This window comes from Nocardia sp. CA-145437 (assembly GCF_050956485.1).
In the GTDB taxonomy this organism is placed as follows: domain Bacteria; phylum Actinomycetota; class Actinomycetes; order Mycobacteriales; family Mycobacteriaceae; genus Nocardia.
Genome location: NZ_CP191204.1, coordinates 7,287,503 through 7,314,169, shown reverse-complemented (window position 1 = coordinate 7,314,169; position 26,667 = coordinate 7,287,503). Strand labels below are relative to the sequence as shown.

At 67.8% G+C, this 26,667-nt stretch carries 26 protein-coding genes; 11 read left to right on the top strand and 15 right to left on the bottom strand.

Going from position 1 to position 26,667, the window contains the following annotated elements:
- The first annotated feature begins 229 nt into the window (after window positions 1-229).
- From ACQPYY_RS33835 to ACQPYY_RS33795, 9 genes are read left to right on the top strand one after another with little or no spacing between them, the layout of a single operon-like run.
- Window positions 230-1,048: an MlaE family ABC transporter permease gene (locus ACQPYY_RS33835; RefSeq protein WP_357088587.1), complete on the top strand. Its 819-nt coding sequence runs from the start codon at window positions 230-232 to the stop codon at window positions 1,046-1,048.
- Window positions 1,049-1,051: 3 nt separating this feature from the next.
- Window positions 1,052-1,915: an ABC transporter permease gene (locus tag ACQPYY_RS33830; RefSeq protein WP_357274830.1), complete on the top strand. Its 864-nt coding sequence runs from the start codon at window positions 1,052-1,054 to the stop codon at window positions 1,913-1,915.
- A gap of 12 nt (window positions 1,916-1,927) precedes the next feature.
- Window positions 1,928-3,382 carry an MlaD family protein gene (locus tag ACQPYY_RS33825; RefSeq protein WP_433592254.1) on the top strand — a complete coding sequence of 485 codons (1,455 nt, stop codon included), beginning with the start codon at window positions 1,928-1,930 and terminating at the stop codon, window positions 3,380-3,382.
- Window positions 3,379-4,422, top strand: coding sequence for an MCE family protein (locus ACQPYY_RS33820; RefSeq protein ID WP_433592253.1), 1,044 nt, complete (start codon window positions 3,379-3,381; stop codon window positions 4,420-4,422). Before ACQPYY_RS33825 ends, ACQPYY_RS33820 begins: the two co-directional genes overlap by 4 nt.
- Complete coding sequence (locus ACQPYY_RS33815; RefSeq protein WP_433594798.1) at window positions 4,422-5,417, top strand: MCE family protein; 996 nt, start codon at window positions 4,422-4,424, stop codon at window positions 5,415-5,417. The genes ACQPYY_RS33820 and ACQPYY_RS33815 overlap by 1 nt, the downstream gene beginning before the upstream one ends.
- Window positions 5,414-6,505, top strand: a complete 1,092-nt coding sequence (locus tag ACQPYY_RS33810; protein WP_433592252.1) for an MCE family protein — start codon at window positions 5,414-5,416, stop codon at window positions 6,503-6,505. Before ACQPYY_RS33815 ends, ACQPYY_RS33810 begins: the two co-directional genes overlap by 4 nt.
- Window positions 6,502-7,623, top strand: a complete 1,122-nt coding sequence (locus ACQPYY_RS33805) for an MCE family protein (RefSeq protein ID WP_433592251.1) — start codon at window positions 6,502-6,504, stop codon at window positions 7,621-7,623. The genes ACQPYY_RS33810 and ACQPYY_RS33805 overlap by 4 nt, the downstream gene beginning before the upstream one ends.
- Window positions 7,620-8,792, top strand: a complete 1,173-nt coding sequence (locus ACQPYY_RS33800; protein WP_433592250.1) for an MlaD family protein — start codon at window positions 7,620-7,622, stop codon at window positions 8,790-8,792. The genes ACQPYY_RS33805 and ACQPYY_RS33800 overlap by 4 nt, the downstream gene beginning before the upstream one ends.
- Window positions 8,793-8,845: 53 nt before the next feature.
- Window positions 8,846-9,763 (top strand): hypothetical protein, encoded by a 918-nt coding sequence (locus ACQPYY_RS33795; RefSeq protein WP_433592249.1) that lies wholly within the window; start codon window positions 8,846-8,848, stop codon window positions 9,761-9,763.
- Window positions 9,764-9,887: 124 nt separating this feature from the next.
- On the opposite strand, the gene ACQPYY_RS33790 is transcribed toward ACQPYY_RS33795, so the two are convergent.
- The 6 genes from ACQPYY_RS33790 to ACQPYY_RS33765 all read right to left on the bottom strand — a co-directional run bounded on the left by ACQPYY_RS33790 (window position 9,888) and on the right by ACQPYY_RS33765 (window position 15,622).
- On the bottom strand, window positions 9,888-10,538 hold the full coding sequence (locus ACQPYY_RS33790; protein ID WP_433592248.1) for a ribonuclease H family protein: 651 nt from the start codon (window positions 10,536-10,538) through the stop codon (window positions 9,888-9,890).
- 10 nt (window positions 10,539-10,548) lie between these two features.
- The gene (locus tag ACQPYY_RS33785; protein WP_379102892.1) at window positions 10,549-11,049 is read right to left on the bottom strand and encodes an SRPBCC family protein; all 501 of its coding nucleotides are present in this window, start codon (window positions 11,047-11,049) and stop codon (window positions 10,549-10,551) included.
- Between the two features lie 51 nt (window positions 11,050-11,100).
- Window positions 11,101-12,294 carry an L-2-hydroxyglutarate oxidase gene (lhgO, locus tag ACQPYY_RS33780; protein WP_433592247.1) on the bottom strand — a complete coding sequence of 398 codons (1,194 nt, stop codon included), beginning with the start codon at window positions 12,292-12,294 and terminating at the stop codon, window positions 11,101-11,103.
- Window positions 12,295-12,304: 10 nt separating this feature from the next.
- Window positions 12,305-13,006: a hypothetical protein gene (locus ACQPYY_RS33775; protein ID WP_433592246.1), complete on the bottom strand. Its 702-nt coding sequence runs from the start codon at window positions 13,004-13,006 to the stop codon at window positions 12,305-12,307.
- A gap of 381 nt (window positions 13,007-13,387) precedes the next feature.
- Window positions 13,388-14,179, bottom strand: coding sequence for a TIGR03084 family metal-binding protein (locus tag ACQPYY_RS33770; RefSeq protein ID WP_379102886.1), 792 nt, complete (start codon window positions 14,177-14,179; stop codon window positions 13,388-13,390).
- Window positions 14,180-14,266: 87 nt separating this feature from the next.
- On the bottom strand, window positions 14,267-15,622 hold the full coding sequence (locus ACQPYY_RS33765; RefSeq protein WP_379102884.1) for a hypothetical protein: 1,356 nt from the start codon (window positions 15,620-15,622) through the stop codon (window positions 14,267-14,269).
- A 227-nt stretch (window positions 15,623-15,849) separates the two neighbouring features.
- Here ACQPYY_RS33765 and ACQPYY_RS33760 point away from each other — a divergent pair, with 227 nt between their 5' ends.
- Window positions 15,850-16,926 carry a metallophosphoesterase gene (locus tag ACQPYY_RS33760; RefSeq protein WP_433592245.1) on the top strand — a complete coding sequence of 359 codons (1,077 nt, stop codon included), beginning with the start codon at window positions 15,850-15,852 and terminating at the stop codon, window positions 16,924-16,926.
- Window positions 16,927-16,949: 23 nt separating this feature from the next.
- On the opposite strand, the gene ACQPYY_RS33755 is transcribed toward ACQPYY_RS33760, so the two are convergent.
- The 9 genes from ACQPYY_RS33755 to ACQPYY_RS33715 all read right to left on the bottom strand — a co-directional run bounded on the left by ACQPYY_RS33755 (window position 16,950) and on the right by ACQPYY_RS33715 (window position 25,886).
- Window positions 16,950-17,957, bottom strand: a complete 1,008-nt coding sequence (locus ACQPYY_RS33755; RefSeq protein WP_379102880.1) for a zinc-binding dehydrogenase — start codon at window positions 17,955-17,957, stop codon at window positions 16,950-16,952.
- A 4-nt stretch (window positions 17,958-17,961) separates the two neighbouring features.
- A complete protein-coding gene (locus ACQPYY_RS33750; protein ID WP_379102878.1) occupies window positions 17,962-18,534 on the bottom strand; it encodes a TetR/AcrR family transcriptional regulator in 573 nt (190 codons plus the stop codon).
- Complete coding sequence (locus tag ACQPYY_RS33745) at window positions 18,527-19,378, bottom strand: alpha/beta fold hydrolase (protein WP_433592244.1); 852 nt, start codon at window positions 19,376-19,378, stop codon at window positions 18,527-18,529. The genes ACQPYY_RS33750 and ACQPYY_RS33745 overlap by 8 nt, the downstream gene beginning before the upstream one ends.
- A gap of 66 nt (window positions 19,379-19,444) precedes the next feature.
- Window positions 19,445-21,163, bottom strand: a complete 1,719-nt coding sequence (gene fadD11, locus ACQPYY_RS33740) for a fatty acid--CoA ligase FadD11 (protein WP_433592243.1) — start codon at window positions 21,161-21,163, stop codon at window positions 19,445-19,447.
- Window positions 21,160-21,993 carry a short-chain dehydrogenase/reductase gene (locus ACQPYY_RS33735; protein ID WP_433592242.1) on the bottom strand — a complete coding sequence of 278 codons (834 nt, stop codon included), beginning with the start codon at window positions 21,991-21,993 and terminating at the stop codon, window positions 21,160-21,162. Before ACQPYY_RS33735 ends, fadD11 begins: the two co-directional genes overlap by 4 nt.
- Complete coding sequence (locus tag ACQPYY_RS33730) at window positions 21,993-23,456, bottom strand: flavin-containing monooxygenase (RefSeq protein ID WP_433592241.1); 1,464 nt, start codon at window positions 23,454-23,456, stop codon at window positions 21,993-21,995. Before ACQPYY_RS33730 ends, ACQPYY_RS33735 begins: the two co-directional genes overlap by 1 nt.
- Window positions 23,453-23,962: an SRPBCC family protein gene (locus ACQPYY_RS33725; protein ID WP_433592240.1), complete on the bottom strand. Its 510-nt coding sequence runs from the start codon at window positions 23,960-23,962 to the stop codon at window positions 23,453-23,455. The genes ACQPYY_RS33730 and ACQPYY_RS33725 overlap by 4 nt, the downstream gene beginning before the upstream one ends.
- Before the next feature lie 23 nt (window positions 23,963-23,985).
- Entirely contained in the window at window positions 23,986-25,008 is a 1,023-nt protein-coding gene (locus ACQPYY_RS33720) for a PDR/VanB family oxidoreductase (RefSeq protein ID WP_433592239.1), read from the bottom strand.
- Window positions 25,005-25,886, bottom strand: coding sequence for a metal-dependent hydrolase (locus ACQPYY_RS33715; protein WP_433592238.1), 882 nt, complete (start codon window positions 25,884-25,886; stop codon window positions 25,005-25,007). Before ACQPYY_RS33715 ends, ACQPYY_RS33720 begins: the two co-directional genes overlap by 4 nt.
- Before the next feature lie 98 nt (window positions 25,887-25,984).
- Between ACQPYY_RS33715 and ACQPYY_RS33710 the strand changes: the two genes are divergently transcribed.
- Window positions 25,985-26,596, top strand: coding sequence for a TetR/AcrR family transcriptional regulator (locus tag ACQPYY_RS33710; RefSeq protein WP_433592237.1), 612 nt, complete (start codon window positions 25,985-25,987; stop codon window positions 26,594-26,596).
- Window positions 26,597-26,667 lie beyond the last annotated feature (71 nt).

The following is a 26,667-nucleotide window of genomic DNA, read 5'->3' as shown; positions in this document are numbered from 1 at the left end:
GTTCTTTTGCACGAAAACCGACCCTGATGTGGCTGTTCACAGCCATAGCGTGAATGTGATCCGGCTCTATGATCGGAACCACAATCGGTGGTGTGTTTTTCCTAACTCCGTAGTAGGGTGCGTCAAGCAAACAGTCGCCGGAGGCGGGTAACTCCGGCGTCGAGAGGGGTAGTCAGTGCAGTCGACCACGATCCCGGGGGGACCGGGGAGTCCACCGCCGGCGTCACGGATGAATACGGCAGTGGATTGGGCCAAGGGGTACTGGCGGGACCATCCGAAACGGTCGCTGGAAACCGGCGGCCGCATGATGGTGATGGGTGTCGCGGCGGTCACCGAGCTCTTCGTGGCCATCTTCCGCCGACGCTTCCCCTACGGTGAGTTCGTGCGGCAGTGCGCCTTCATGGCCAATGTCGCCGCCGCCCCCACCCTGCTGGTCGCCATTCCGATCGGCGTCATCGTCTCGATCCAGGTGGGTTCGGTTGCCGGACAGGTCGGTGCGACCTCGTTCATCGGTGCGGCCAACGGCCTGGGCATCATTCAGCAGGGTGCGCCGCTGGTCACCTCACTCATGATCGCCGGCGCGGTCGGATCGGCCATCTGCGCCGACCTCGGCTCGCGGACCATCCGCGAGGAGATCGACGCCATGAAGGTGATGGGCGTCGATCCCATGCGACGGCTGGTGGCCCCCCGCCTCGGCGCGGCCATGCTGGTCTCCGTACTGCTCTGCGGCTTCGTGGTTTTCGTCGGCTTCCTGACCGGCTACGTCTTCAACATCTTCGCGCAGAACGGCACGCCGGGCTCCTACATCGGGACCTTCTCGTCCTTCGCCGTCACGGCCGATCTGATTGCCGCCCTGCTGAAGTCGCTCATCTTCGGCCTGCTCGCGGCCATCATCGCCTGCGACTCCGGGCTCAATGCCAAGGGTGGCCCGGGCGGTGTCGCCAACGCGGTGAACACCGCCGTGGTCATGTCGGCGGTCATGCTCTTCGGCGTCAATCTGATCATCACGCAGCTGTACAACTCCTTCTTCCCCCCAGCGATGGTCTGAGCCGTGTCAGCTACTTACGTACCGCCGCTGCTGCGGCCGTTCACACGCATCAAGGGCGCGGCCGGATGGCCGCGCGACTGGCTGGCGCGCATCGGCCACCAGGTCTTCTTCTTCCTACGCTCGATCGGCTCCATGCCGATGGCGTTCAAGCAGTACCCCAAAGAGGTGTGGCGGCTGCTGTCCGACGTCACCTGGGGCAACGGCAATCTCGTGGTCGGTGGCGGCACCATCGGCGTGGTGCTGATCCTGTCGGCGTTCGGCGGCATGACCGTCGCCATCCAGGGCTACACCTCGCTGAACCTGCTCGGGTTGAGCCCGCTGACCGGTGCCATCTCCGCCTTCGCCACCACGCGTGAGCTCGGGCCCATGCTGGCCACGGTCGCGTTCGCGGCGCAGGCGGGCTGCCGGTTCACCGCGCAGCTGGGCGCCATGCGCATCTCCGAGGAGATCGACGCGCTGGAATCGGTTGCCATCCGGCCGCTTCCGTACCTGGTCAGCACCCGCATGATCGCGGCCATGATCGCCATCGTTCCGCTGTACTGCCTGGCGCTGCCGCTGGCCTACATCTCCTGCTCGTTGACCGTGTCCCTGGTGGGCGGTACCGCGACAGGCACTTTCCAGCACTACTTCTATCAGTTCCTGATCCCCCACGATGTGCTGTACTCACTGCTGAAGGCGATCATCTTCGTCGCGATCACCACCTTCATCCAGTGCTACTACGGGTATTTCGCCTCCGGCGGCCCGGAGGGCGTGGGTGTGGCCGCTGGTCGCGCGATCAAGTACTGCATCATCGCGGTCGTCTTCGCCGACCTGTTCATGACCTTGGCGATCTGGGGGGTCAACCCCGGTATCCGGATCTCGGGATAGGGGGCGCACACGATGATCATCGATCCGAGCGGGCGCGGACCGACGATGCGGCAGCTGCTCATCGCCGGTATCTGCGGCCTCACCGTCATGGCCGTCATCCTGGGATTCCTGATGGCGCGGTACAAGGGCTACTTCGTCGAAAAGGTCAACGTCACCGCGAATCTCACCACCACCGGTGACGGCCTGCCGGCCAACGCGGACGTGAAGTTCCGCGGCGTGCTGGTGGGCGCGGTCAAGGATGTGTCGGTGGCCGCCAAGGGCGAGCTGCAGCAGGTGCACATCGAGATGAAGCCCGAGTACACCTCGGGCATCCCGGCCAATGTCACCGCGCGCGTGGTGCCGTCCAACCTGTTCGCCGTCACCTCGGTCGAACTGGTCTACAACGGAGCCGATTCCGCGCACATCAAGGAGGGCTCGCAGATCGCTGAGGACACCTCCAAGGGCACCATCGCCCTGCAGGACACCCTCACCACGGTCCGCAATATCCTCGGCAAGCTGGATCCGGTGCAGCTGGGCCGGGTGCTGGGCACCCTGTCCTACGCCCTCGACGGCAGCGGCCGGATGCCCGGCTCCACCATCGAGCGCGTCGACACCTGGCTCGCCGGGGTGCGCGGGGCGGTCCCGGATGTGGGCGGCTTCCTCGACGACTTCTCCAGCTCCTTCCGCGCGCTCAACCAGTCCGCGCCGGAACTGATGGGGGTGCTGCAGGATTCGGTCAAGACCGCGCAGACCATCTCCGATCGCCGGGCCGAGCTGACCGCGCTGCTGGCCGGGACGTCCAACACCGTCGACAAGGTGAACGGCCTCTTCGCCCGCAATCCCAATGTCGGTAAGGACGTCACCACCGGCACCAGCGCCCTGTTCGGCGCGCTGTCGGACAATCCGGACGCGATCCCGCAGGCCATCGCGAACCTCAATGACTCGGTCCGCAAGCTGGGTTCGACGTTCCACTGGGGCACGCAGAACCAGATGATCTGGAACCTGGGCCTCACGTTCACGCCGTACAAGCCCTACACCCGCGAGGACTGCCCGCGCTACGGCGAGCTGGCCGCACCCAGCTGCGGCACCGCGCCGCTCACCTCGGATCCGGGCACGCTGCCGGACTCGTTGCGGCCCAGGTCCATCGACGCCGCGGCGGGTCTGCCGATCACCGCGCCGCCGCCGGGCTTCCCGCTGATCCCGGGCGTGACCGTCACGGGTACGCCCTCGACCGGTGAGGCTCCGAAGCAGCCGGGCAACGACCCGCTCGCGGGCACCCCGCTGCAGGGTATGTTCCCGAACCTGGTTCCCGCGGCCCCGGCGAGCCAGCCGGGCGCCCCGGCGACCGGTAAGGACATCGCCCTCGCCGGCGACGACGCCATCACCGCGATGCTCGGCCGGCGTCCCACCGCGGCGGAATACCTGCTGCTGAGCCCGATTCTGAAGGATGCGACCGTGCACCTGACGCAGAGCGAGGCCGGCCGATGAGCATTCGCAAACCGCTGATCGGGTTCGGCATCTTCGCGATCGTGTCCGTCCTGGTGACCGCGGTCATCTGGAACACACTGGCCCGCACCGTGCAGGGGTCCACCAACACCTACTCCGCGACCTTCACCGATGTGCTGGGTCTGCGTCCGGGCGACGACGTCCGGATGGCGGGCGTACGTGTCGGCAAGGTGGAGAAGATCGACCTGGACAGCAAGAACCAGGCCAAGGTGACCTTCATCGTGCAGCGTGATCAGACGCTGTTCGGCGACACCAAGGCGCTGGTTCGCTACCAGAACCTGATCGGTCAGCGGTATGTCGCGCTGACTCCTCCGGTCGCGGGCAAGCCCAAGACCGGTGATCATGTGGCGCTGAAGAACAATGGGGTGATCCCGATCGAGCGCACCGAGCCGTCCTTCGACGTCTCGGGTCTGCTCAACGGTTTCCAGCCGCTGTTCCAGGTGCTGCAGCCGGAGCAGGTGAACAACCTGTCCAACACCTTCATCCTGGCGTTGCAGGGCGACAATGTCTCGTTGAGCGCGTTCATCACCCAGGCCGCCGCGGTGGCCTCGGACTTCGAACGCCGCGACGGGATCCTCTCCGATGTGATCACCAAGCTGTCCAGCGTCATGTCCGGCCTGGCCAAGCGCGGCGACGAACTGGAGACGCTGGTCACCCAGACCCGCGCCCTGATCGGCGGCCTGTACGCGCAGGGCCAGTCGCTGCAGGCGTCCACGGTCCAGATCGCCGACGCCACACTGGGTCTGGTCGACATGTTCGGCAAGATCCAGCCCAAGCTGGTGGCGGCGCAGGCCTCCAGCAACGACGCGCTCGCGCTGCTGCTGGCCAACGGCTCCAAGCTGGACCAGGCCGCGGTGGATCTGCCCGGCATCCTCTCCGACGTCGGCAAGTTCTCCCAGAACGGCGCCTACGCCAATGCCTACCTGTGCGGCCTGGATGTCTCGCTGTACGGTGTCCTCTTCCCGCGCGGTCTGTTCTCGCAGATCGGCGGCAACTCCCACTCGGCGGTGTGCCGGCCATGATGTCGAAACTCAAGTCCCGCTTCAATTCCAACCGCAACTTCTGGCTCGGCGTGCTCGGCGCCGCGGTGATCGTCGGACTGCTGATGGGCTCCTCCGTCTACAAGTCGGTCGGCATCGGCACCAAGAGCGTCAAGGCGGAGTTCGTGCAGACCGCCGGCATCAAGGTCGGTGACAAGGTGGACGTCTCCGGCGTCCCGGTCGGCACCGTCTCGGCCGCCGAGCTCGAGGGCGACCACGTGCTGATCACCCTGAGCGTCAATGACGATGTGAAGCTCGGCCAGGACGCCAAGGCCTCGATCAAGATGGCGACCCTGCTGGGCGCGCGCTACGTCGACCTCGTCCCGGGTGACGGCAAGGGCCTGAAGGGCAACCGGATCCCCAAGTCCAACACCGTGGTTCCCTACAACCTGGCCGACGTGGTCCAGGAGGGCACGCCGAAGTTCGAGGAGCTCGACACCAAGAAGCTGGCGGACTCGCTCAATCTGATCAATCAGCAGATGGGCGACACCCCCCAGATGACGGTGCAGGCCCTCGACGCCATCGGCGCGCTGGCCAAGACCATGAACAACCGCAAGGACCAGGTCGACCAGCTGCTCAAGGATCTGGACAAGGTCACCAAGATCCTCGGCGACAACCGCAACAGCGTGCTGCTGGTGATCACCCAGGGCGAGGCCATCGCCAACCGGGTGATGGAGCGGCAGGGTCTGCTGAAGAGCCTGCTGGACAATATCGCCACGCTCAGCAAGCAGTTGCAGCAGATCGGGGCGCAGAACGACAACCGGTTCGGCCCCACCCTGATCCAGCTCAACACCATGGCCGAGGGTCTGCAGAAGAACAAGGACAACCTGGACCGGCTGCTGTCGATCATGCCGCCGGCCGTGCGGCAGTTCAACAACGTCTTCGGCAACGGCAACTACGGTGAGGTCGCGCTGCCCTGGCTGTTCCCGGACAACTGGTTGTGCTTCGCGCAGGTGAACGAGGGGTGCCACCCATGATGCTGAAACGATTCGCCCAGGCGGCCATGATCGGTGTGGCGGCCGCCGCCGTCGGCTCGTGCTCGCTGGTTCCGCTCGGAGTGAAGGACGCCGCGGGCCAGACCCAGCACTTCACCGCCGACTTCCTCAATATCGCGGGCATGTTCGAGGGCAACCCGATCACCGTGCTCGGCCTCGAGGTGGGCCGGGTCGACAAGATCGTGCCCAAGGGCCAGTACGTCGAGGTCCACATGACCGTGGACAAGGGCGTCGACATCCCGAAGAACGTTCAGGCCGCACTGGTTTCGCCGTCCATCGTGACCGACCGGCACATCGAGCTCACCCCGCGCTACACCGGCGGTGACAAGCTTCGCGATGGCGCGCACCTGACCACCCAGCAGACCAAGACCCCGGTCGAGCTGGACACCATGATCAAGACCATCGACTCGTTCGCCGCCGCGCTGAAACCCCAAGAGGGGCAGGACGGCATCGGCCCGCTGTCGGGCCGGGTGCTCTACCCGATGATGAACGGCAACGGCGAGAAGATGCGCGATGTGCTCAACTCGCTGTCCGGCGCCCTGAAGACGGGCCTGGACAACAAGGACGCCATCTCCACCATCATCATCAAGCTGAACGAGCTGACCACCATGCTGGCCGAGAACGACGATTCGGTGCGCGGGTTCAGCAACAAGATCACCCAGATGACCGGGCTGCTGTCCGATCAGGCCCCCGGCCTGCAGGCCACCCTCGATCAGCTGAACGGCTTCCTGGCCAACACCAGTGGCGCGTTCTCGCAGTACTCCGATCAGCTCAACGGCACCCTCACCGGGCTCACCGCGGTCACCAAGCAGCTGCGCGACAACGCGGCCGGGGTGACCGAGGTGGTCGACGTGACGCCGCTGCTCATGCAGAACCTGGACCGCTCGGTCAACCGGCAGGGCAACTTCATTCGCCTGCACGGCCTGATCGGCACCGCGCTCTCGGGTGAGATCGTCAGCCTGTTCTGCGAGCGTGTGCAGATGAAGGCGGATGGTTGCCGGACGGGCAAGATGGAGGACTTCGGACCCGACTTCGGTCTGATGGCGGCGGCGCTGGGGATGACCAAATGAGTAATCGAATGTCGGCCCTCTGGGGTGAGCGCACCGGCCGCCGGGCGCGGCGCGCGATCGTGGCGGTCGCGGTCACCGCGACGGCCGTGGTGGCGTCGGGCTGCGGTGTCACGGTGGAGAGCCTGCCGCTGCCCAAACCCGGTCCGGGCAGCGATACCTACACGATTCACGCGGCCTTCGACAATGCCCTGAACCTCCCGGACCAGGCCAAGGTCAAGATCGGTGGTTCCGACGTCGGGGTGGTCACCAAGATCACCACCAAGGATTTCAAGGCCAATGTGGACCTGGCCATCCGCAAGGACATCGAATTGCCCCAGGGCAGTACGGCGGAACTGCGGCAGGCCACCCCACTCGGCGACGTCTTCGTGGCGGTATCCAAGCCCAAGACCCAGCCCGGCGCGGAAATGCTGAAGGACGGCGCCCGGATCGAGAACACCTCGGCCGGCGCCACCGTCGAAGAGCTGCTGATCTCGGTCTCGTTGCTGTTCAACGGCGGCGGCATCGCCAGCCTGTCCAAACTGACCTCCGAGATGGACTCCATCGTCGGCGGCCGCGGTGAACAGCTCGGCCATGTGCTGACTCAGATGACCAGCGTGATGACCAGCCTGAACAACAACAGCGCGCGGGTCGACAATGTGTTGTCCGGCTTCAGCGCGCTGGCCAACACCATCGAGGCCAACCATCAGCAGCTCGGCCAGGTGGCCGACAGCCTGCCCGGCATGATCGGCGCCATCGCCGAGAACAACCAGGCCATCGGCGATCTGCTCAACAAGATCTCGACAACCAGTGCGGCCCTGGGTGATTACGCGAACACCACCTCGGACTCGCTGGGCAGCCTGCTCGACAACTTGAACCAGCTGATGTCGGCGCTGGCCCGGACCGATCAGACGCTCGGCCCGGCGCTGGACGCGCTGCACGACATCCGGCCCAAGGCCGACGCCTCTTTCAAAGGCGACACCCTGGCCGTCGGCGCCACCCTCACCATGCTCGATATCGGCCTGCTCACCGACCCGGCCAACAGCAAGTTCCCGGACCTGAAGGACCTCAACGATTTCGGCGGCAGCCTGATCCAGGTCCTGCAGATCATCTACGGCCGGATCAACGGGGGACACCGATGAACTGGGTATCGCGACACAAGAACCTGGTGTCCAATGCCGCGCTGGTGCTGATCCTGCTGGTGGGCGCGTCCTACCTGGCGATCAGCGTGATGCGGGTGAACCCGCTGCGCGAAACCTACACGGTGACGGTCAATCTGGACCGTTCCGGCGGGTTGCAGGCCGGCAATGACGTGACCCTGCGCGGCTTCCGGGTCGGCAAGGTCGACGACATCAAGCTGATCGACAACGGCGCGGCCATCGCGGCCACCGCCGAGATCGACAAGAAGTACTCCATTCCCGCGGACACCGTGGTCGCGGTGGGCGCGCTGTCCGGCGCGGGCGAGCAGTACATCGACTTCCGCCCGAACACCGAGAGCGGCCCCTTCCTGCACAACGGTTCGCTGGTGCAGTTCGATCCGGCCAAGGTGAAGACGCCCACCCCGGTGTGGTCGGTGCTCGACAATGCCAGCGCCCTGATCGCGCAGGTGGACCCGGACAAGTTCAGCGTCATCCTGACCGAGCTGGACACCGCGTTGTCCGGCGGCCCGGACCAGCTGCGATCGCTGATCAACGCGGTCAGCATCGCCACCAAGGGCCTGGACGATCTGCTCCCGCAGACCACCAACCTGCTCAAGAATTTGCAGGTCATTTCCGGCACCACCGCGCTCGCGCAACCGGACCTGGGTACGCTGACCCGTAATTCGAGTGTGTTGTTCAACCAGTTCAACGACGCGAATGCCGAACTCCAGAAGATCCTGGATCAGGCCCCCGGCCAGATGCGGGACCTCGGCGCGGTGCTGGACCGGACCGCGGACCCGATGACCAGTCTGGCCACCAACTTCGCGGCCATCACCAGGGCCGCGCAGCTGCGCGCGCCGGCGCTGCGGGCACTGTTCCCGTCGCTGGTGATCGGTACCTCCGCCATGGGTGTGCCCGCGCACGACGGCGAGTTCTACACGATTCTCGATATCTGGCCGCGGTCGTTCTGCGACTACGTCACCAAGAAGGTGCGGCCGGATGCGGCCACCGAGAACACCTTCCCGAAGTGGGCGGGGTACTGCCAGAACCCGCCGCAGGACCAGCAGATCCGCGGATCGGCCAACGCACCGCGACCGGACGTGCCGAACAATGGCGCGCTCCCGCCCGCGGGCTCGGATCCGAACGAGCGGACCCTGCCGCCGGTCAAGTAGGGCCACAAACCAACACGGTGCGTCCGCAGCGCACCGGGAAAGTGATCGATTAGATGTCGGACGACGCTGCCCAGGACAAGAAAACCGAAGACGATTCCATCGCCGAGGCCGATAGCCAGGGCAACGCCGAGAAGGTCGCCGAGACGACAGCGGGCACGGACGCCGCTGAGCCGACGGCGAGCACCGACGCTGAGCCGACGGCGGGCACAGACGCTGAGCCGACGGCGAGCAAGGATGCTGAGCCGACGGTGAGCAAGGATGCCGAGCCGAAGGCGAGTGCGGACGCCGCGGCCGGCGCCGAGCCTGAGACCGGTGAGCCGGCCGCCGAATCGAAGGCCGCCAAGTCCGGTCTGCTGTCCGCGGTGCCGGTGCCGCTGGTCGCACTCGGCGCACTCGGTGTGGTGGCGGTGGCCGCGATCGCCGGGGCGGCAGGATTCTGGTGGCAGTCGCACGACCGCGCCCAGCAGCTCGACGCCCGCGACGACGCCACCTCGGCGGCGTGCGGTTTCGTGCGCACCCTCACCGCGTACGACGAGAAGTCCCTGCCCGACTTCGCCGCCCGGATGAAGTCGCAGATCGCCGATGGCGGCGAGTTCGCGCAGAGCTTCGATCCGGTCGCCGCCGACCTGCAGGACCTGCTGATCAAGCAGCACGCCAAGGCGACCCTGGGAATGTTGCGCTGCGCCTACGAGTCCGGCGACGCGAACAAGGCGACCATCCTGGTGGACGTGCTCCAGACCGCCAGCAACGATCTGCACGCCCAGCCGGTCGTGCTGCCGTTGCCCTCCTACGTCGAGCTGGAGAAGAAGGGCGACAAGTGGCTGGTCACCAAGTACCGCACGGTCTACGGCAACGATGACAGCGCCATCCCCGGCGCGGGTGGTGACAAGCAGGGCATCCAGCCCTCGGGCCAGGCGACCCCCCCGGCGCAGCCCGCGCCGACGTCCGCGGCTCCCAAGCCCGGCAACTGAGTAAGTTCGCCACAGCGCGAAAAGGGCCCGCCCCCGGATCTTTCCGGGGGCGGGCCCTTCTGGGTCTATCGCGGCATCATCGTCGCAGGTAGGCGCGCTGCCCCCCGGTCCTCGGGGGCTGTTCTCAGAACAGTGTGAGTGCCTCGGTGACAGGCGCTTTGGCGGCGGCGGCCCGGCGGCGCGGGGTGGCCGGTGCGGAATGCGCGGTCGCGCCGATCTTCTCGGCCGGTTCCGCGGGCGCGGTCACCGGCAGCGGCTCGGTCTTGGGTTCCGCGACCGGGATCGGCGCGGTGGGCGGATCGAAGGGCTCCGGCTGAACGGCATCGGAGTCGGTGGTCTGCCCGGTGGCGGCGGCCTGCCGGGCCGCCTGTCCGGCCAGGGTGTCGGCCTGCTCGTTGAAGTAGTTGCCGACGTGGCCGCGCACCCAACGGAACCGGACGGGGCCGGGGCGGATGGCGATGGCGCGGTCGATCTGCTGGATCAGTTCGACATTCTTGACCGCCGCGCCGGTCGAGGTCTTCCAGCCGTTGTTGCGCCAGCCGTTGATCCACTCGGAGGCGCATTTGATGGCGTAGAGCGAATCGCTCTCGATGAGTAGGGGTTCGGTGCTCGGATGGGCCCGGACGGCCTCGAGTAGCGCGCGCAGTTCCGCGATCTGGTTGGTGCCCGAGGGCCCGCCGCCGCTGGCCGAGCCGCCCGCGTGATTGACCCAGGCCCAGCCGATCGCCCCGCCCGGATTGCGCAGGCATGATCCGTCGGTGCTCACGATGATCATGCGGCCTACCCTACGCGATCCGGCCGACAAGATCGGTGCCGTGGAATTCCTCTATCTCCCTGCGCAATTGCGATTCGGTCCGCCGGACCGTGGCCTGCACCAATGCGGCCAGCACCGCGGAGAGCAACTTGCCGGTGACGCCGCGCGGCGCCCAGTACTCGGTCTCCGAGGTCAGCACCGCGCGTCCGTACCCGAGCGGGTCGAAGCGCAGGGTGATGACACAGAAGTTGGAGCACGCCGACGCCGGCTTCCCCTTCCGGCGTCGGCGCAGTGTGTACTCGATGACCGCGTTGCGGCGGTAGTCGGTGATCTCACACTCGATCGTGGGATGCCACAGGCCGACACGCAGCGTCGCGGCGAAGACCGCTCCGAGACCATGGTCGGAATCCCCGACCGGCTCGAAGGCGGCCACGCCGAACGCCCAGTCCGGCACGAACTGATGGTTGTCCGTATATGTGAACGCGACTTCCACCGGTGCGCCGACATCACTCGCATACTTGAAATGGCCCATAGGCTGCTCCCTGTCCCACGGCTGCCATTAAAAGTACTACAGCAATCCTATTTATTGAACGGAGTCGTCCAATCGATCCACGATGTACTCGGCGATCGGCAGCGCGGAGGTGGCCGCCGGAGACGGTGCGTTGAGCACGTGCACCGAGCGCGGCGTGCGCTCGAGCAGGAAGTCGTGAGCCAGGCTACCGTCGCGCAGCACCGCTTGGGCGCGGATACCGGCCTCCCGTGGCAACAGGTCGGCGACCGTCAACTCCGGGCAGTAGCGGCGGCATTCGGCCAGGTAACCGCGCTTGAACAGCGAGTTGCGCAGCTCCCGCAGCCCGGTGCGGACATTGGCGGCGGCCACCTTGTGAAAACCGCGGTAGCCCAGGATCTCCCGGGCGTCACGCAGATTCACGCTCCCCTTGCGGTACCCCTCGCGGGCCAGGCCGAGCACGGCATTGGGCCCGACGGTCAGCGCGCCGTCGATGGTGGGGCTCAGATGCACCCCCAGGAACGGCAATTCGGGATCCGGGATCGGGTAGATGAGGGTGTTCACCAGATCTTTGCGGTGCGGCGGCAGCTGGTAGTACTCGCCGCGGAAGGGCACGATGCGCAGATCGATGTCGAGTCGCGCCAGTCGCGCCATCCGGTCGGCCTGCAGGCCCGCGCACACCACCAGCCGCCGGGCCTGCCGGCTGCCGGTCGGACCGGAAATTGTTACCGCTGAGTCTGTTTCGGCGATGGCGGCGATCTCCGCGTTCAGAACGATCTCGCCCCCGGCCGCGCGCACGTCCTCGGCCAGCGCCCGGGTCACCTTGCCGTAGTCGATGATGCCGGTGCTCGCCACGAACAGGGCCCCGACCCCGGTGATCCGCGGCTCCCGTCGCACCAGTTCGGCGGCGTCGAGCAATTCCACCTCGACCCCGTTGGCGACCGACCGCTCGTAGAGCGCGAGCATCCGCGCGTGCTCTGCCGCATCGGTGGCCACCAGCAGTTTTCCGCATTCCTCGAATGGAATGTGGTGTGCCGCCGCGAATTCCTTGGTCAGCTCCGCGCCGCGCACGCACAGCCGCGCCTTCAAGCTTCCGGGCTCGTAGTAGATGCCGGAGTGGATGACCCCGCTGTTGTGCCCGGTCTGGTGCAGGCCCAGCTGTCGGGCCTTCTCCACCAGCAGCAGGCTCGCCCCCGGGTGACGCTGGAGAATGCGGTGCGCGGTCGCCACGCCGACGATACCCCCGCCGATCACGCAGTAGTCGTACACACCGGAAGTCTCACACAGTGACGGTCGCGGAGTCTTCTCCGTGGACGACGTTCGTATCGGCCGCGGCCGGAACCGGATGCCGGGCGATCTGCAGGCCGTAGGTGCCCAGCGCCGGATCCGACAGGGTCAGCGTCACGTCGCCGCGGCTGTCCACATCGGTGCGCAGCCGGGTGTTGGCGGTCGGGTCGGTGGTGATCCCCAGCTGCTGCCCGAGCGGCGAGTTCAGCAGCACGTCGGCCACGGTGGCGAAGACGTTGGTGTCGAGGGTGAGGGTCACCGTCTCGTGCTGAGCCCCGGCCAGCTGCGCGCCCACATAGGTGGTGCCGAGCCGGAGCTGACCGGCCAGCGGCCGTGGCGCCTCGGCCGCGGGAGCGCTGCCGGGGATGTGGTCCGGAATCGACTGCGCCACCGCCGGATCCAGCGGATATCCGCTGAAAAGCGAGGTCAGCGTGATCTTCTCGGCGATCGGCGCGCCGAGCTGGACGCCCGGCCGATCGGTGGCGGGGCCGGGCGCGGCGAGCGCCGGGCGTCCGGCCGGTGTGGTGGTCGTGAGCTTGCCGGGCCGCTGGGCCATCTCGTTGGCGATGTACGAGCCCGCCGCGACGGTCAGCCCGATGCTGGCCATGCTGGCGGTGACGATGGCGCTGTAGCGGATCACCTGGGCCGTTCGCCGGGTCGACCGGGCGGCCTGGGTCGCCAATTGATGCGACATGACTGGTGCGTCCTCTCCCTCTCCCCTGGGGCCCCCTGCGCAACGCAGACCCGCACCATTGAAAGTCGTACGCGCGTCCAGATTACGGTGGCGGCGGGTACCACATGTCGTAGGTGAGACCAGGATCACTATCGAGAAAGGTTGGGCATCATCAGGTTTTCGGCAGCGAAAGCCTGGGTAAAAACTTGTAAGCGGCGAGCGCCAACTCGACTGCCATCGAAGAGACCTCCGGCCAACGGCGTCCGGTCGGCACCAGGCACGGCGCACCCAGGCTGGCGCTCGCTCGCTCCCTCCCAGCCGGTCGGGCATTGCCCGGACCGCTGGGAGAAAAGCCCCTGTGGGAATTGGGGATTCTGGTCGGAGGCCGGGATCGACGGCGGGTCAGGCGAACTGGCCCGCCGTTCTGCCGCTTCCGGGCGGTCCGGCGAAGGCCTGGGCCAGGCCCAGCCATTCCAACGCCTCCGCGCCCCGCACCTCGAGAGCCAGATCGTCGAGATGGCGACGCTGGGTGACCAGCTGGCAGAAATCCCACGCCGGACCGCTGATCCGCTGGGCGGCGTCGTCCGGGCCCCAGGTCCACAGACTGCCATCGGGCGCGGTCAGCTCGATGCGGAACTCCTCGGCGGGAGCGGTCTTGCCGTGCGTCATGTACGCGAAGTTCCGGGTCCGGACGCCGATGTGCGCGATGTGTCGCAGCCGCGCGGTGGGCTCCCGGGTGAGGCCGAGCGTGTCGGCCACGTCCTGGCCGTGTGCCCAGGTCTCCATCAGGCGGGCGGTGACCATGGAGGCGGGGCTCATGGGCGGGCCGAACCAGGGCAGTTTGGTCCCGGCCGGAACGGCGCGCAGCGCCTCCACCAGGGCGGCACGGTCGCGACGCCAGTCGGCGAGCAATTGCGGCGCAGGGGCTTTCGCGCCCTCCTCGGCGGCCTCGTCGACGAAGGTGAGGGCCTTCGGCAGCGCCGCCTGGACCAGCTTGTCGAATTCGGCCGCATCGGTGGCCGCGATGGCGGCGACCTGATCGGTCCAGTTCAGATGAGCGATCTGGTGCGCGATGGTCCACCCGGCGGCAGGCGTGTCGCGCTCCCAGCCGGTCGGATCCAGGTCCGCGATCAGCCGATCGAGATCGGCGCATTCGGCGGTGAAGTCGGCGAGCAATGCCTCGAGATCGGCCACGGGCTCAGCATCGCAGCCGTCCCGGAAAAATGCAAGCATGCGTGCTTGATTTCCCGGGCTGCCGGAGACTTGCTCCGAAAGGGGTGTCTACCAGCCGAAAAGGATCAGATGCACGGCCCCGACCACCAGGCCCAGGGCGGCGCCGTGGAGATACAGCAGCCAGGCGTCCTGCTCGACGGAGGCATAGAACATCTCCATGAACTCGCCCGGGGTGAGCTGCTGCAGCTTGCGGGCCGCGAACTCGTCGATCTTCTTGGCCTGTGCGGCCGCGAATTCCGGATCGTCGGCCAGGCTCGGGGCCAGCCCCACCGCGGCGGTGGTCGCGCCGATCTTCAGATTGTCGAACTGCCGCTTGCCGAACACGGTCCGCACCACCGAGTGGGTCGGCCCGAGCTGGCGGTGGATCTCCTTGGCGATGAGCCGTTCCAGCAGCTGCCGGGTCTTGTCACCGTTAGGGCCGCTGAGCAGTTCGCCCGCCAGGTTCGGCAGGGTCAGCACCTGGTAGGCCAGGATGTGGGCCAGATCGGCGGCGGCCTCGGGCTGCCGCTTGGCCAGCAGCGCCTGCTTCCACAGGTACTTGTACCAAGGCTGGGGATCGCCCGGCTCGAACACCATCTTGACGGCGATGACATTGACCAGCACGCCGATGGTCGCGGTCGCGGACAGGATGACCAGCCACGGCGGGATCCAGCCCAGCACCGGAATGCTCTGGTGGACATGCATGTACAGCGCCAGCAGCAGGCCGAACGGCGCGCCCAGCAGGCCGATGCGGACCATGAACTTGAGTTCCGGTGCGGCGATGGTAGTGGTCAGGTCCTTGAGGATCTCCGGGTTCTCCCGCAGATACCGGATGACGAAGTCCTTGATGTCGATCAGCTGGTCGACATTGTCGCCGAGCTGGTCGAAGGCGTTCCGGGCCAGCGACGGCAGTTCGCGTTCGATGCGCTGGTAGAGCGCATTGCGCACGGACTTGGGCACCGCGCCCCACAGGTCCGGGTTCTCCTTGCTCATGATCTCGTCGACCATGCCCGGCACCTGTTTGCGGCCCACCTCGGCGATGTAGTCGGCGATGCCCTCGAGGTCGAGTTCGCGAATGAAGTCCTTGGGACTGCCGATCCGCATGATGGCCACGTCCACGCAGATGCTGGCCATCTTCTCGGCGCGCGCGGGGATGAATCCCTGGAAGCCGAGCTGCCTGCCGTCGCCGGAGAAGGTGGGCAGCACCTGGACGCGGCGCGGCAGGTAGGGGTAGAGGATCTCGAGGCCGGGCACCCGGAAACCCTTGAAGTAGACCGGCCAGAACAACATCAGCACGCCGGTCCAGTTGGTGAGCCAGCCGGCGATGGCGCTGAAGATGGGGAAGCTGATCAGATCGACCACGAGTTTGGACTGGCCCGTTATTTGTTCCCAATCCAGGAACAGGCCCGAGGCCAGTGTCGTCATTGCGGGGTCCCCCTACGGCCGAGCTCGTGGTGAGAAATCAGATCCCCAACACTCTCATCGGGCCGAGTCGCTGTCAAAAGGTCCTGGCCTGGAAGAACGTGTCGTGTCGTGCCGGTGTGGGCGGGGTCATGACGTCGTACTCTGCGGCGGGGCTGGGAGTTCGGAATACTGGTCAACCGACCAGGGTGGCAGCCGGGGAGTCCAGGGTGACAGGCAGGGAGCAGAGCATGACCGTCGATCGTCGGGCTTTCATCGGCGGCACCGCCGCCGCGGCGGTGGGCGGCGCCGCGGCGCTGACCGTGGGCGCGGCGCCCGCGCGGGCCGAGAACGACCCGGCCGTCGGCAAATTCGGCTTCCCCGACGCGCAGCGGCTGCGCGTGCTCGTCACCGGAGACGCGGGCACCGGCGCGCGCCCGCAGTGGCAGGTCGCCGACGCCATGCGCGAACAGCATGCGCGCGACCCGTTCTCGCTCGCCCTCGCCCTCGGTGACAATGTCTACGAGCAGGGCCCGTGGGCCGACGACGACGCCCAGTTCGCGGCCAAGTTCGAGAACCCCAACCACGACCTCGACTTCCCCTGGCTCATGGTGCAGGGCAATCACGACAATTCCTCGATCCTGCCGGGCGACGGCGGCTGGCTGCTGCGCGGCGATCACGAGGTGGCGTATCACGCCCGCTCGGCCCGCTGGTTCATGCCGTCGCGCTATTACTCGGTGCGGGTTCCCCAGGAGAATCCGGTGGTCGAGTTCTTTGTGCTCGACCTGAACCCCGTGGCCGCCTACCTGCCCCCGCTCTTCCAGCCGTACTGGGCGGCCGACGGCCAGTTCATGACCGAGCAGGCGGCCTGGCTGGACCGCGCCCTCGACGAGTCCCCCGCACCCTGGAAGATCGCCTGCACCCACCACCCGTACCGCAACAACGGGCCGCACGGCAACGCCGGCGAATACGACGGATTGACCATCGACCCGATCGACGGCCGCCACGCGCGGGACTTCTTCGAGGCGCACGTGGTCGGCCGCTGCCAGTTTCTGTTGTCGGGCCACGATCATTCGCTGCAGGTGCTCGAACCCACCACCGCGTCGAAGGGCACCCGGCAGATCATCTCCGGCGCGGCCGCGAAATCCGTGCACGGCGAACCGTCCTCGGGCGGTAAGGGCAGCCCCAACGGCGCGCTCTACGAGAACTACGACGCCCTGGGCTTCATGGTCCTGGACCTGACCCCCACATCCGCAGATCTGGGGGTCTACACCGTCGACCTCTCGAACGGCCAGTCCGCCAACGTCTTCCAGCGTCGGCTCGGTTAGCCCGCGCCAGGGACTCTCGTCGCCTACGGTTTCAGGACGATCCGGATCGGGTTGCCTTCCTTGGCCTCCAGGGCGTGAACGGCCTTGGGGGCGTCGGCCAGCGGCACCACGGCGCTCACCGAGCGTGCGAAGTCGATCCGTTGCAGCCCTTGGAGTTTCACCAGCTGGGTGACATGCTCCGGTGCGGACCCGTAGTGCCCGCGCAGCTGCTGCTGGAAGAAGCTGAACGCGGTGCCGCCGGTGATGGTGATCGGCTTGTCGGTCAGCCCGACCAGCACCAGGCGGCCCTGCGGTGCGAGGCAGGTGACCGCCTGTTCACGCACCGGCGCCACGCCCGCGAAGTCGAAGGCCGCGGCCAGACCGGTGCCGCTGGCCTGGAAGATCTTGGCGCGCAGGTCCGGATCGGCCGGATCGAACGCGAGATCCGCGCCGAAGGACAGCGCGCGCTCACGGGCGGCGGGCAGCGGATCGATCGCGATGATGGGTGCGGCCCCGACCAGGCGCAGCAACTGGATCCCGTGCGCGCCGAGCCCGCCGACGCCCCAGACGCCCACGGCCTCACCGGCTTTCACCTCGGCGGTGGCGGTGATGGCCGCCCACGGCGTGGACACCGCGTCGGGGATGAAGCATGCCTGTTCGAAGGGCAGTTCGTCGGGAATCGGGACCAGGGTGTCGACGCGGGCCAGGGTGTATTCGGCCCAGCCGCCGTCGTAATCGACGCCGCGGGTGAAGGTGGCGCCGCCGCGCAGTTCGCCCGCCTGCAACAGGACTCGATCGCCGACCTTCGCGGTGGTGACCCCCGGTCCGAGAGCGTGGACGGTGCCCGCGACCTCGTGGCCCAGCGTCACCACGTCGCCGCGCAGGAACAGCGGGGTCAGGGTGCCGTCGATGAGGTGCACGTCGGACAGGCACACACCGGCGGCTTCGACCTTGACCAGTACGTGGTCCGGGCCGGGTTCCGGGATCGGCACCCGGTCCAGTTCGAGTCGGCGTTCGGGTCCCAGATGGAGTCGTGCGGCCAGCATCGTCATCGGCTCATCGTAGGCCGATGTCGGTGAGTCCACGGTCGAGAAAACGGATCATCCAGACGAAACTCTGCTCGGCGTCGTCGCTCCACTGGAAGCCGTCGGAGGCCTGCAGACTGGCGAAACCGTGGAAGGTGGAGCGCAGCGTGCGCAGCGCGTGCACCATCTCGTCGGCGCCGATGCCGTAGCCGCGCAGCACCGCCTCCATGGATTCCAGCAGCCGCGAACCCGATTGCAGCAGTGGGTCGTCCGGCCCGGTGAAGCGCGCGCCCACGGTGGCGGCGTACCGGCCCGGATGTTCGACCACGTAGCCGCGGAAGGCGTTGGCGAAGGCGGTGAGCGCGTCGCGGCCCGCGAGTCCGTGCATGGCGTCGCGGACCCGGGCGTCGAGTTCGGCCATGGCGAGCGCGGCGATGGCGTGCTGCAGGTCGGCCAGGCTCTCGATGTGCTTGTAGAGCGACGGCGTGCGCACCCCGAGCCGCTGCGCGAGCGCGCCCAGCGCCAGGTCGCCGAAGCCGACCTCGTCGGCGAGGGCGGCGCCGGCGGCGATGACGTCGGTCCGGTTCAGCCCGACCCTAGGCATGGTGTTCCTTCAGGAACGGCAGCATCAGTTCGGCGGTGCGCTCGGCGGCCTCGAACTGCGGGTAGTGGCCGGTGCCCTCGATCAGGCCCAGACTGCCCAGCCCGGCGGGCAGGGCGGCGACGATGCGCTGGCCCTCGGCCTCGGGGCTCGGGAAGTCCGGGTCGGCGGTGCCCATCAGGATGAGCGCGGGCCGGGTCACGTTGGGCACCTGGGCTTCCGCGTCGGCCGGGGTGGACTTGCCGCACTTCATGAACTCGGCCATCCGGCCGGGCTCGCGCAGCTTGGCGGCCACCTCGCCCAGATAGGCGTCGAGGTCGGCGGGCTGCGACGGCATGGCCACTCGCAGGTACTTCAGCCACTGGCCGATGCTCTGGAACATCATGGTCCCCATCAGCGGGACCATGCCGCGGCGGTGGCGCGCGTTGGTGAAAAGCGCTCCCACGTCGGCCTTCTGGGTGAGGGTGAAGGGGTTGATCTCCACGATCGCCCGCACCAGGTCCGGCCGCAGCGCCGCGGCGATGGTGGCCGAGCCGCCCGAGAGCGAGTGGCCCACCACGATGGCGGGACCGCCGCCCAGCCGCTCGATGACGGCCAGCAGGTCGTGGGCGACGTCGGTGCGGCTGATGGCCGCCTTGCCGGTCTCCGACGCCCAGTCCAGGCTGGACTCGCCGTGGCCGCGCATATCGGTGTTGACCACCCGGTATCCGGCCGCCGCCAGCAGCGGGGCGAGGTGGCGGTTCACGGTGCGGTCGATGCCCATCCCGTGGGACAGCACCACCAGCGGGCCGGTGCCCTGCTCGTCGTATGCGATCCGGCCGCCGTCGATGTCCACGTACTGCGTCATGGTCTTTTGCTCCCCAGGAGTAGCTAACTGCGATAGCCATAAAGCTAATCGAGTTAGCCAACCGCGTCAACCCCTGACTTCGTAGAGTTCGTCGATCTCCTTCGCGTACTTGGCGGCAATGGCCTTGCGCTTGAGCTTCATGGTCAGAGTGATCTCGTCGCCGCCCGCCTCCCAGAAGGTCGGCAGCACCACGAACCGCTTGATCTGCTCCACCCGCGAGAGGCGTTCGTTCCCGGCGGCCACCCCGGCCGTGATCGCCTCGAGCACCACCGGGTCGGCGAACCGTTCCCCGGTCTCCTCGTCGAGCACGATCAACGCCGTGTTGTACGGCCGCCCGTCACCGATCACCGCCATGGCTCCGATCAGCGGGGCGGCCGCCTTCACCGTGTTCTCGATGTGGGTGGGCGACATGTTCTTGCCGGCCGCGTTGATGATCAGTTCCTTCTTGCGATCCACGACCGTGAGGTAGCCGTCGCTGTCGACGGTGATGATGTCGCCGGTGGACAGCCAGCCCTCCGCGTCGATCGCCTCCGCCGTCTGCTCGGGCAGCCCGCGATACCCCTTCATCACCAGCGGTCCGCGCACCTGGAGCTCACCGTCGGCGGTGTGGCGGGCCGCCATGCCGGGCAACAGTTGTCCGACCGTGCCGAGTTTCGCGTCGTCCGGATGGGAGACGCTGCAGATGCACGACAGCTCCGACATGCCCCAGATCTCGGCGATCGGAATGCCCAGTCCGGCAAAGAATCCCAGGGTCCGCGGGGGAATCGGGGCGGCTCCGGACAGCGCCCATCGCAGCCGGTCGAAACCCATTGCGGCCCGCAGGTGCCGCAAGACCATCTCGTCGGCGCGCTTCCAATCCGCCGCCACATCCTCGGGCACCGCTTCACCGGCCAGCTGGTAGCCGCTGCGGGTGGCCGCCACCGACAGCGCCCACTCCATCGCCGACCGCCGGTCGACATCCGGTTCACCGGCGACCTTGGATTCGATTGCCGCCTTCAGCTTCTCCCACACCCGGGGCACCGCACCCCACACGGTCGGCTTCAGATCGACCAGCGCGGGCGCGATCTGCTTGGCGTCGCTGACGCAGGTGACCTGGGTGCCGAGCACTTCCTGCACGTACAGCGCGGTGAGCCGGTCGGCGATGTGCGCGGTCGGCATGAACGAGGTGATGGTGTCGCCGAATACGAATCCCAGCACCTCGGCGACCCCGCGCACCTGGAACAGCAGATTGGCGTGCGTGGTCTCCACGCCCTTGGGATCGCCGGTGGTCCCGGACGTGTAGATCAGGGTGGCGATGTCCTCGGGCCGGACGGCCCGCCACGCGGCCTCGAAGTCGAAATCGGTTGCCCCGGACGCGATCAGCTCGGCGACCGTCATGGTCCCCTCGGGTGCGTCGTCCACGCAGATGATCCGATCGAGGTGCACCCCGCAGCTCCGCAACCGCTCCACGTAGTGCGACTCGCACATCACGATTCGCGCTCCCGCGTTCCCGAGCACGTACGCCAGCTGCTCGGCGGGCAGCGTGTTGTACACCGAGAACGAGGTCGCTCCCAGATGCTGCGCACCGACCTCGAGCGGATAGAACTCGATCCGGTTGCTCATCATCAGCGCCACGGTGTCCCCGCGCGTGACGCCGATGGCGGCGAGCCCGGCGGCGACCTCCCGCACCTGGCGGGCGTAGTCCCGCCAGGTCAGGGTCTGGGTGTCGCCGGGAGTGCGGAGGGCGATCGCGTCGGGGTCGATGGCGGCGGTGTGCTGGAAGGCCGCGGGCAGGGTGTCGGTCATCGGCGGTCCTCGATCGCGTGAATGAGCTGGTGGACAGTGGGATTCGCGGCCAGTCGGCCGTCGAGCACGACATTGATCGCGCCGCGCAGCAGCGCGTAGGGCGTCCATCCGCGCGGTGCGATGGTGCGGGCGGCGCGGCGCGTGATGCCGTCGGCGATGGTGCGGGCGGCTTGGTCGGCGGTGATGCGCACGCTCAGCGGCCAGGGCAGCAAGGCGTCCAGGCGGCGGCCCAGGTCGTCGGCGTCGAGCATGTCGTGGGTCATGGCGGTCTCGACGATGCCGAAGTAGGCGACGCCGGCGGTGGCCCCGCTCGCGGCGAGCTCCACCCGCAGGGCGCGGCCCAGCTGCTCGACCGCGGCCTTGCTCATCATGTACGGCGACCCGCCCATGCCGGGGGCGAAGGCGGCGCAGGAGGACACCACGACGACGTGGCCGCGGGCGCGGACGATGTGGTCGAGTGCAGGGTGCACGGTATTGAAGACGCCGGTCAGGTTGATGCCGAGGACGCGGTCGAAGTCGCGCGGGTCCATGGTGCGCAGGGTGGCGGGCACCGGTGTCACGCCCGCGTTGGCGACGACCACGTCCAGGCCGCCGAACCGCTCGACCGCCTCGGCGACCACAGCCGCCATGCGCGCCCGATCGGTGACGTCGGCGGTGACGGCGTGGGCGCGTTCGCCGAGGTCGAGTGCGGTTCGCCGCGCGGCGGTTTCGTCGATATCGGCGACGATCACCCGTGCGCCGCGCCGGTGCAGGATGGCGGCCAGGGACCGGCCGATGCCCTGGCCCGCGCCCGTGATCAGGACGACCTTGCCGTCGATGTCGTACTCCATCAAGCGCTCACCTCGTACGCGTCGGAATCGAACTGCTGTGTGCGCCTGCGATACTCGAAGCTCCAGCCCGGATACAGTCCGGCATTGCCGCCGTCCGGCGTCGTGTAGTACGTCTCGCAGCCGCCGGTGAGCCACACCGTCGCCGCGCTGCGCCGGTGCATCTCGGCCACGAACGCGTCCTGCTGCGTGGCAAGCACTTCCACCCGGCGCCCGCCGCGGTCGCGCACGGTGGTGAGGGCGTCGACGATGTAGGCGATCTGCGACTCGATCATGTAGACGGCCGACTGGTTGCCCGCCGCGCCGAACGGGCCGAGGGTGCAGAAGAAGTTGGGGAAGCCGGCGACGGCTGTCCCGAGGTAGGTGCGCGGCTGTTTGCGATACAGCTCGGCGATGCTGAGGCCGTCGCGGCCGGTGATGTGTTCGAAAGCGGCGGCGAGGGGTTCGAAGCCGGTGCCGAAAACGATGGTGTCGACCGGGATTTCGACGCCGGCGCGTGTCACTACCGAGTGCGGGCGGACTTCCGCGATACCGTCGGTGACGACCTCGACATTGTCCCGCTCCAGCGCGGGCAGATAGGCGTCGGAGAAGATCGCCCGCTTGCAGCCGATCATGTAGTCCGGGGTCAATTTCGCGCGCAGCTCCGGATCGCGGATCTGCCGGCGCAGCTGGATTCGCCCGAGCGTCTCGAACGGATGCCGGAATCGGTTGTCCACGAATCCGACCAGGCCGAAGCTCTCGATCAGCGCGTACCAGGTGCCGCGAACCAGACGCTGCGTCAAGGGAATCCGGCGCAGCATGGCGCGTTCCATTCCGAGCGTCCGCCGGTCCATGCGCGGCACGATCCAGGGCGCGGAACGCTGGAACACGGTCAGCTGCGCGACTTTCGGCTGGATCTCGGGAATGAACTGCACCGCCGACGCGCCGGTCCCGATCACCGCGACCCGCTCCCCGGTCAGATCGTGGGAGTGGTCCCAGTGCAGGGAGTGAAATGCCGTGCCCTCGAAGGTGTCCAGTCCCGGCAGGTCCGGATACTTCGCCTCCGCGAAGATTCCCGCCGCCGCGATGAAGTAGTCCGCCGTGATCGGCCCCCGCGAGGTCTCGATCAGCCAGTGCGAACGCTCCTCGTCCCAGCGCGCGTCCAGCACCTCGGTCTCGAGCCGAATGTGCCGCACCACATCGTGTTCGGTGGCGACAGCCCGGATGTACTCCAGAATCTCCGGCTGCCGCCCATACGTGCGGGACCAGTCGGGATTCGGCGCGAACGAGTAGCTGTACAACTGCGACGGCACATCGCACGCGCACCCGGGATAGGTATTGGCCTGCCAGGTCCCGCCCAGATCCGACGCGCGTTCCAGCAGCGCCAGATCCTCGAATCCGGCTTCCCGCAACTTGATCGCGAGCCCGATCCCGCCGAAGCCCGCGCCGAGGATGACGATGTTCCGGTGTTCGATGGTGTCGGTCATCGTCGGGCCGCCGCGGAAGTCGGCTGCGCCCGGCGGGCGATGCCCCGGGCGATCGTCTGGGTGACGTACCGCTGGAGTGGGCTCGCCGCGGTGAGCAGGGGTCGCAGCGCCGGGGTTCCTTCGAGGGCGAAGGTCCAGGTCAACCGCGTTCCCGTCGAGATGGGCGCGAGCTGAATGTCTTCGGCGAAGTGCTTCAGACCGGGGATCGACGCGGCATCGACCGTGAAGGTCATGCGCGAACCGGGCTCCCAGCGGTAGAACCGCTCCAGCAGACTGACGAAGCCGCCGAGCGTGACCACCCGGGTGGTCCCGGCCCGGAAGGGGCGGGGCGACAGCCATTCGACCTCGGTGACCGCCACCGACCAGGAGGCCAGGGCATCGTCGGCGATCAGCAGCTGCCAGACCGCCTGCGGGGTGCCGGGGAGATCGACCACGTGGACGTAGCGGTGCGCGGCGGTGGTCAGGAAGGTGTCGTCGGTGGGTGTGAGCGGGAAGCGAGTGAGCATGAGACCGTTCGGCCTTTCACTGGTCAGAGGTCGAGCACGAGCGGGCCGTCGACCGCACGGGACACACACGTGAGCATGTGACCGGGTCGTTCGGCCTCGGTGAGCAGCCGGTCGCGATGGTCGACCGCGCCGGACAGCACGCGCGTCCGGCAGGTGCCGCAGAAGCCTTGGCGGCAGGAGTAGGCGACGTCGGGTCGCACCCGGCGGATGGCGTCCAGCGCGGTTTCGGCGCTGCCGACCCGCACCTGGATTCCGCTGCGCGCCAGAGTCAGATCGAACTCCCGGCCGTCGAGCACCGGGAGCGCGGAGAAGCGTTCGGTGTGCAGGGACGCCGTCGGATTCAGTGCGAACAGCGTGCGCTGCGCGGCCTCCAGGACCGGCGGCGGGCCGCAGACATAGACGGCAGCGCCGGACCGCGCGGTCCGCAGGATCGCCGCGATATCGGGCGCGCCGCACTCGTCATCCGGGCGGATATCGGTGTCGCGGGGCAGTTCGTCCAGGAACGGCATCGTTTCCCGGGACCGCCCCAGATACACGAGGTGGCCGCGGTTTCCGGCCGCGTGCACCATCGGCAGGATCGGCGTGATGCCGATTCCGGCGGCGAGGAAGAGATAGGAAGGCGCGCGCTCGACGAATGTGAACGCGTTGCGGGGACCGCGAATTCGCACGAGATCGCCGGGGCGCAGCGCGTGCGTCTCCAGTGATCCGCCGTCGCCGTCGGGCAGCCGGCGCACCGCGATCCGATAGCAGTGCTGGTCGACGGGATCGCCGCACAGCGAGTACTGCCGCTGCCGGCCGGACGGCAGGAATACGTCCAGATGCGATCCGGGCCGCCACGCGGGCAACCGTTCCCGGCCGGGCCGCACCAGGGTCAGACTCACCACATCCTCGGCTTCCGCCTCGACCGTCTCGACGACGACGTCCATGTCGAAGCCGTGGTGGCGCACCGGGTGCGGTCGCGACAGCGCGGGAGTGGTGAACACCTTCTTGTACACGTCCACCGCCGCGCCCAGCGCCCGCAGGCCGAAGGTCGGCGCGGCCGTCATGCGCGGGCCGCCGGCGAGTGCGCCAGGTAGCGCAATGCGTTGTCCATCGAACCCAGTTGGGAGGGATGGAATCTCCGATCCAGGTAGCGCGGCATCTCGGTGACGAAGGTGGTGAAGTTCGGAATCACCTGCCGCCGGGTGGCGCTCACGAACTGCTTCAGCCAGAAGCGCCCCTTGTCCGGGCTCGGATCGCGGCGGTACAGGTACGCGGTCGACACCACGAACAGCGGCAGCAGCAGTCCGCTGGCCAGCAGCCCGGTGCGGACCCGCCGCCCGTATCCGCCGTCGACGTGCATGTACGCGTCGAACACCACGCTGCGGTGCTCGACCTCCTCGGCGCCGTGCCACCGGACCAGATCCAGCATGGTCGGATCCATTCCGGCGCGTTGCAGCGCGTCGGTTTCCAGCAGCCACTCGCCGATGACCGCGGTGAAATGCTCCATCCCCGCGAACAATCCGAGCCGCTCCTTGAGCCACTCCTGCTGCGCGCGCCCGGTGAGGCCGTGGTCGCCGAGCACCCGATCGGTGAGCCACGCGATCTTCGAGACATAGGACTCGACGTCGAGTCCGATCTCCTGCAGGTGTTTCCGCGCCCCTTCGTGGCTGCTCGCGTGCATCGACTCCTGTCCGACGAACCCCGCGACCTCTTCCCGCAACCGCTCGTCGTCGATCAATGGCATCGCCTCGGCCAGGCAGGCCGCCATGGCCCGCTCCCCCTCCGGCAGCACCAGGTGCATGACATTCACGACGTGCGTGGCCAGCACCTCCCCGGGGATGTAGTGCATCGGCACCGACGTGAAGTCGAAATGCACGTCCCGAGCCTGAATCGCGTGGGCTTCGTCCTGATAGGAGCGCCTCGTTGCACTGTCCTCAGCCATGGCCCGACCGTAACAAAGCAACAAACACCATGGCAATGTTGCAGCCACAAATCACCGCAAATTGTTGCATCGCCGCACCCGGCTGTTAGCCTCGAACCGTGCCCCCGACAGCCGCCACCTCGAAGAATGCCCCCGGAACGGACACCATCGAGGACCGCATCCTCGACGCCGCCCTGGTGCAATTCGGCCGCGTCGGGGTCAAGAAGACGACGATCGAGGACGTGGCCCGCCAAGCCGAGGTCGACCGCGTCACCGTCTACCGCCGCATCGGCTCCCGGGACGAACTGGTCCGCGCCGTCACCGCCCGCGAGGTCCGCCGCCTCCTCGAAGACCTCGAGAGCATCCCGTCCCGCCACGACACCTTCGCCGACACGGTCGCCGCCGTCTTCTCCACCGTCGTCACCCGCTGGCGCACCCACCCCCTGGTCGAGCGCCTCATGGCCCTCGAACCCGAGCGCCTCCTCCCCCAATTCACCACCGACGGCGCCGCCCCCTTCGTCCTCGCCGTCGTCTCCGCCACCGACCTCCTCCGAAAAGTCCTCAGCGACAACGACCTACCCGAACCCCCGGACCTCTCCGCCCGCACCGAAGTCGTCTGCCGAATAGTCCACTCCCTGATCCTTCAGCCGACCGGCGGCATCGACCTCGATTCGGAGGCCGCTCTCACCGCCTTCGCCAAGACCTACCTGGTCCCGATCCTCATTCCCTAGGTCACGGCCGCGTTCGCCCGCGGCGAACGGTGGGGCGGAACAATCGGTATACCTCCAGGGTTGACTGGGTA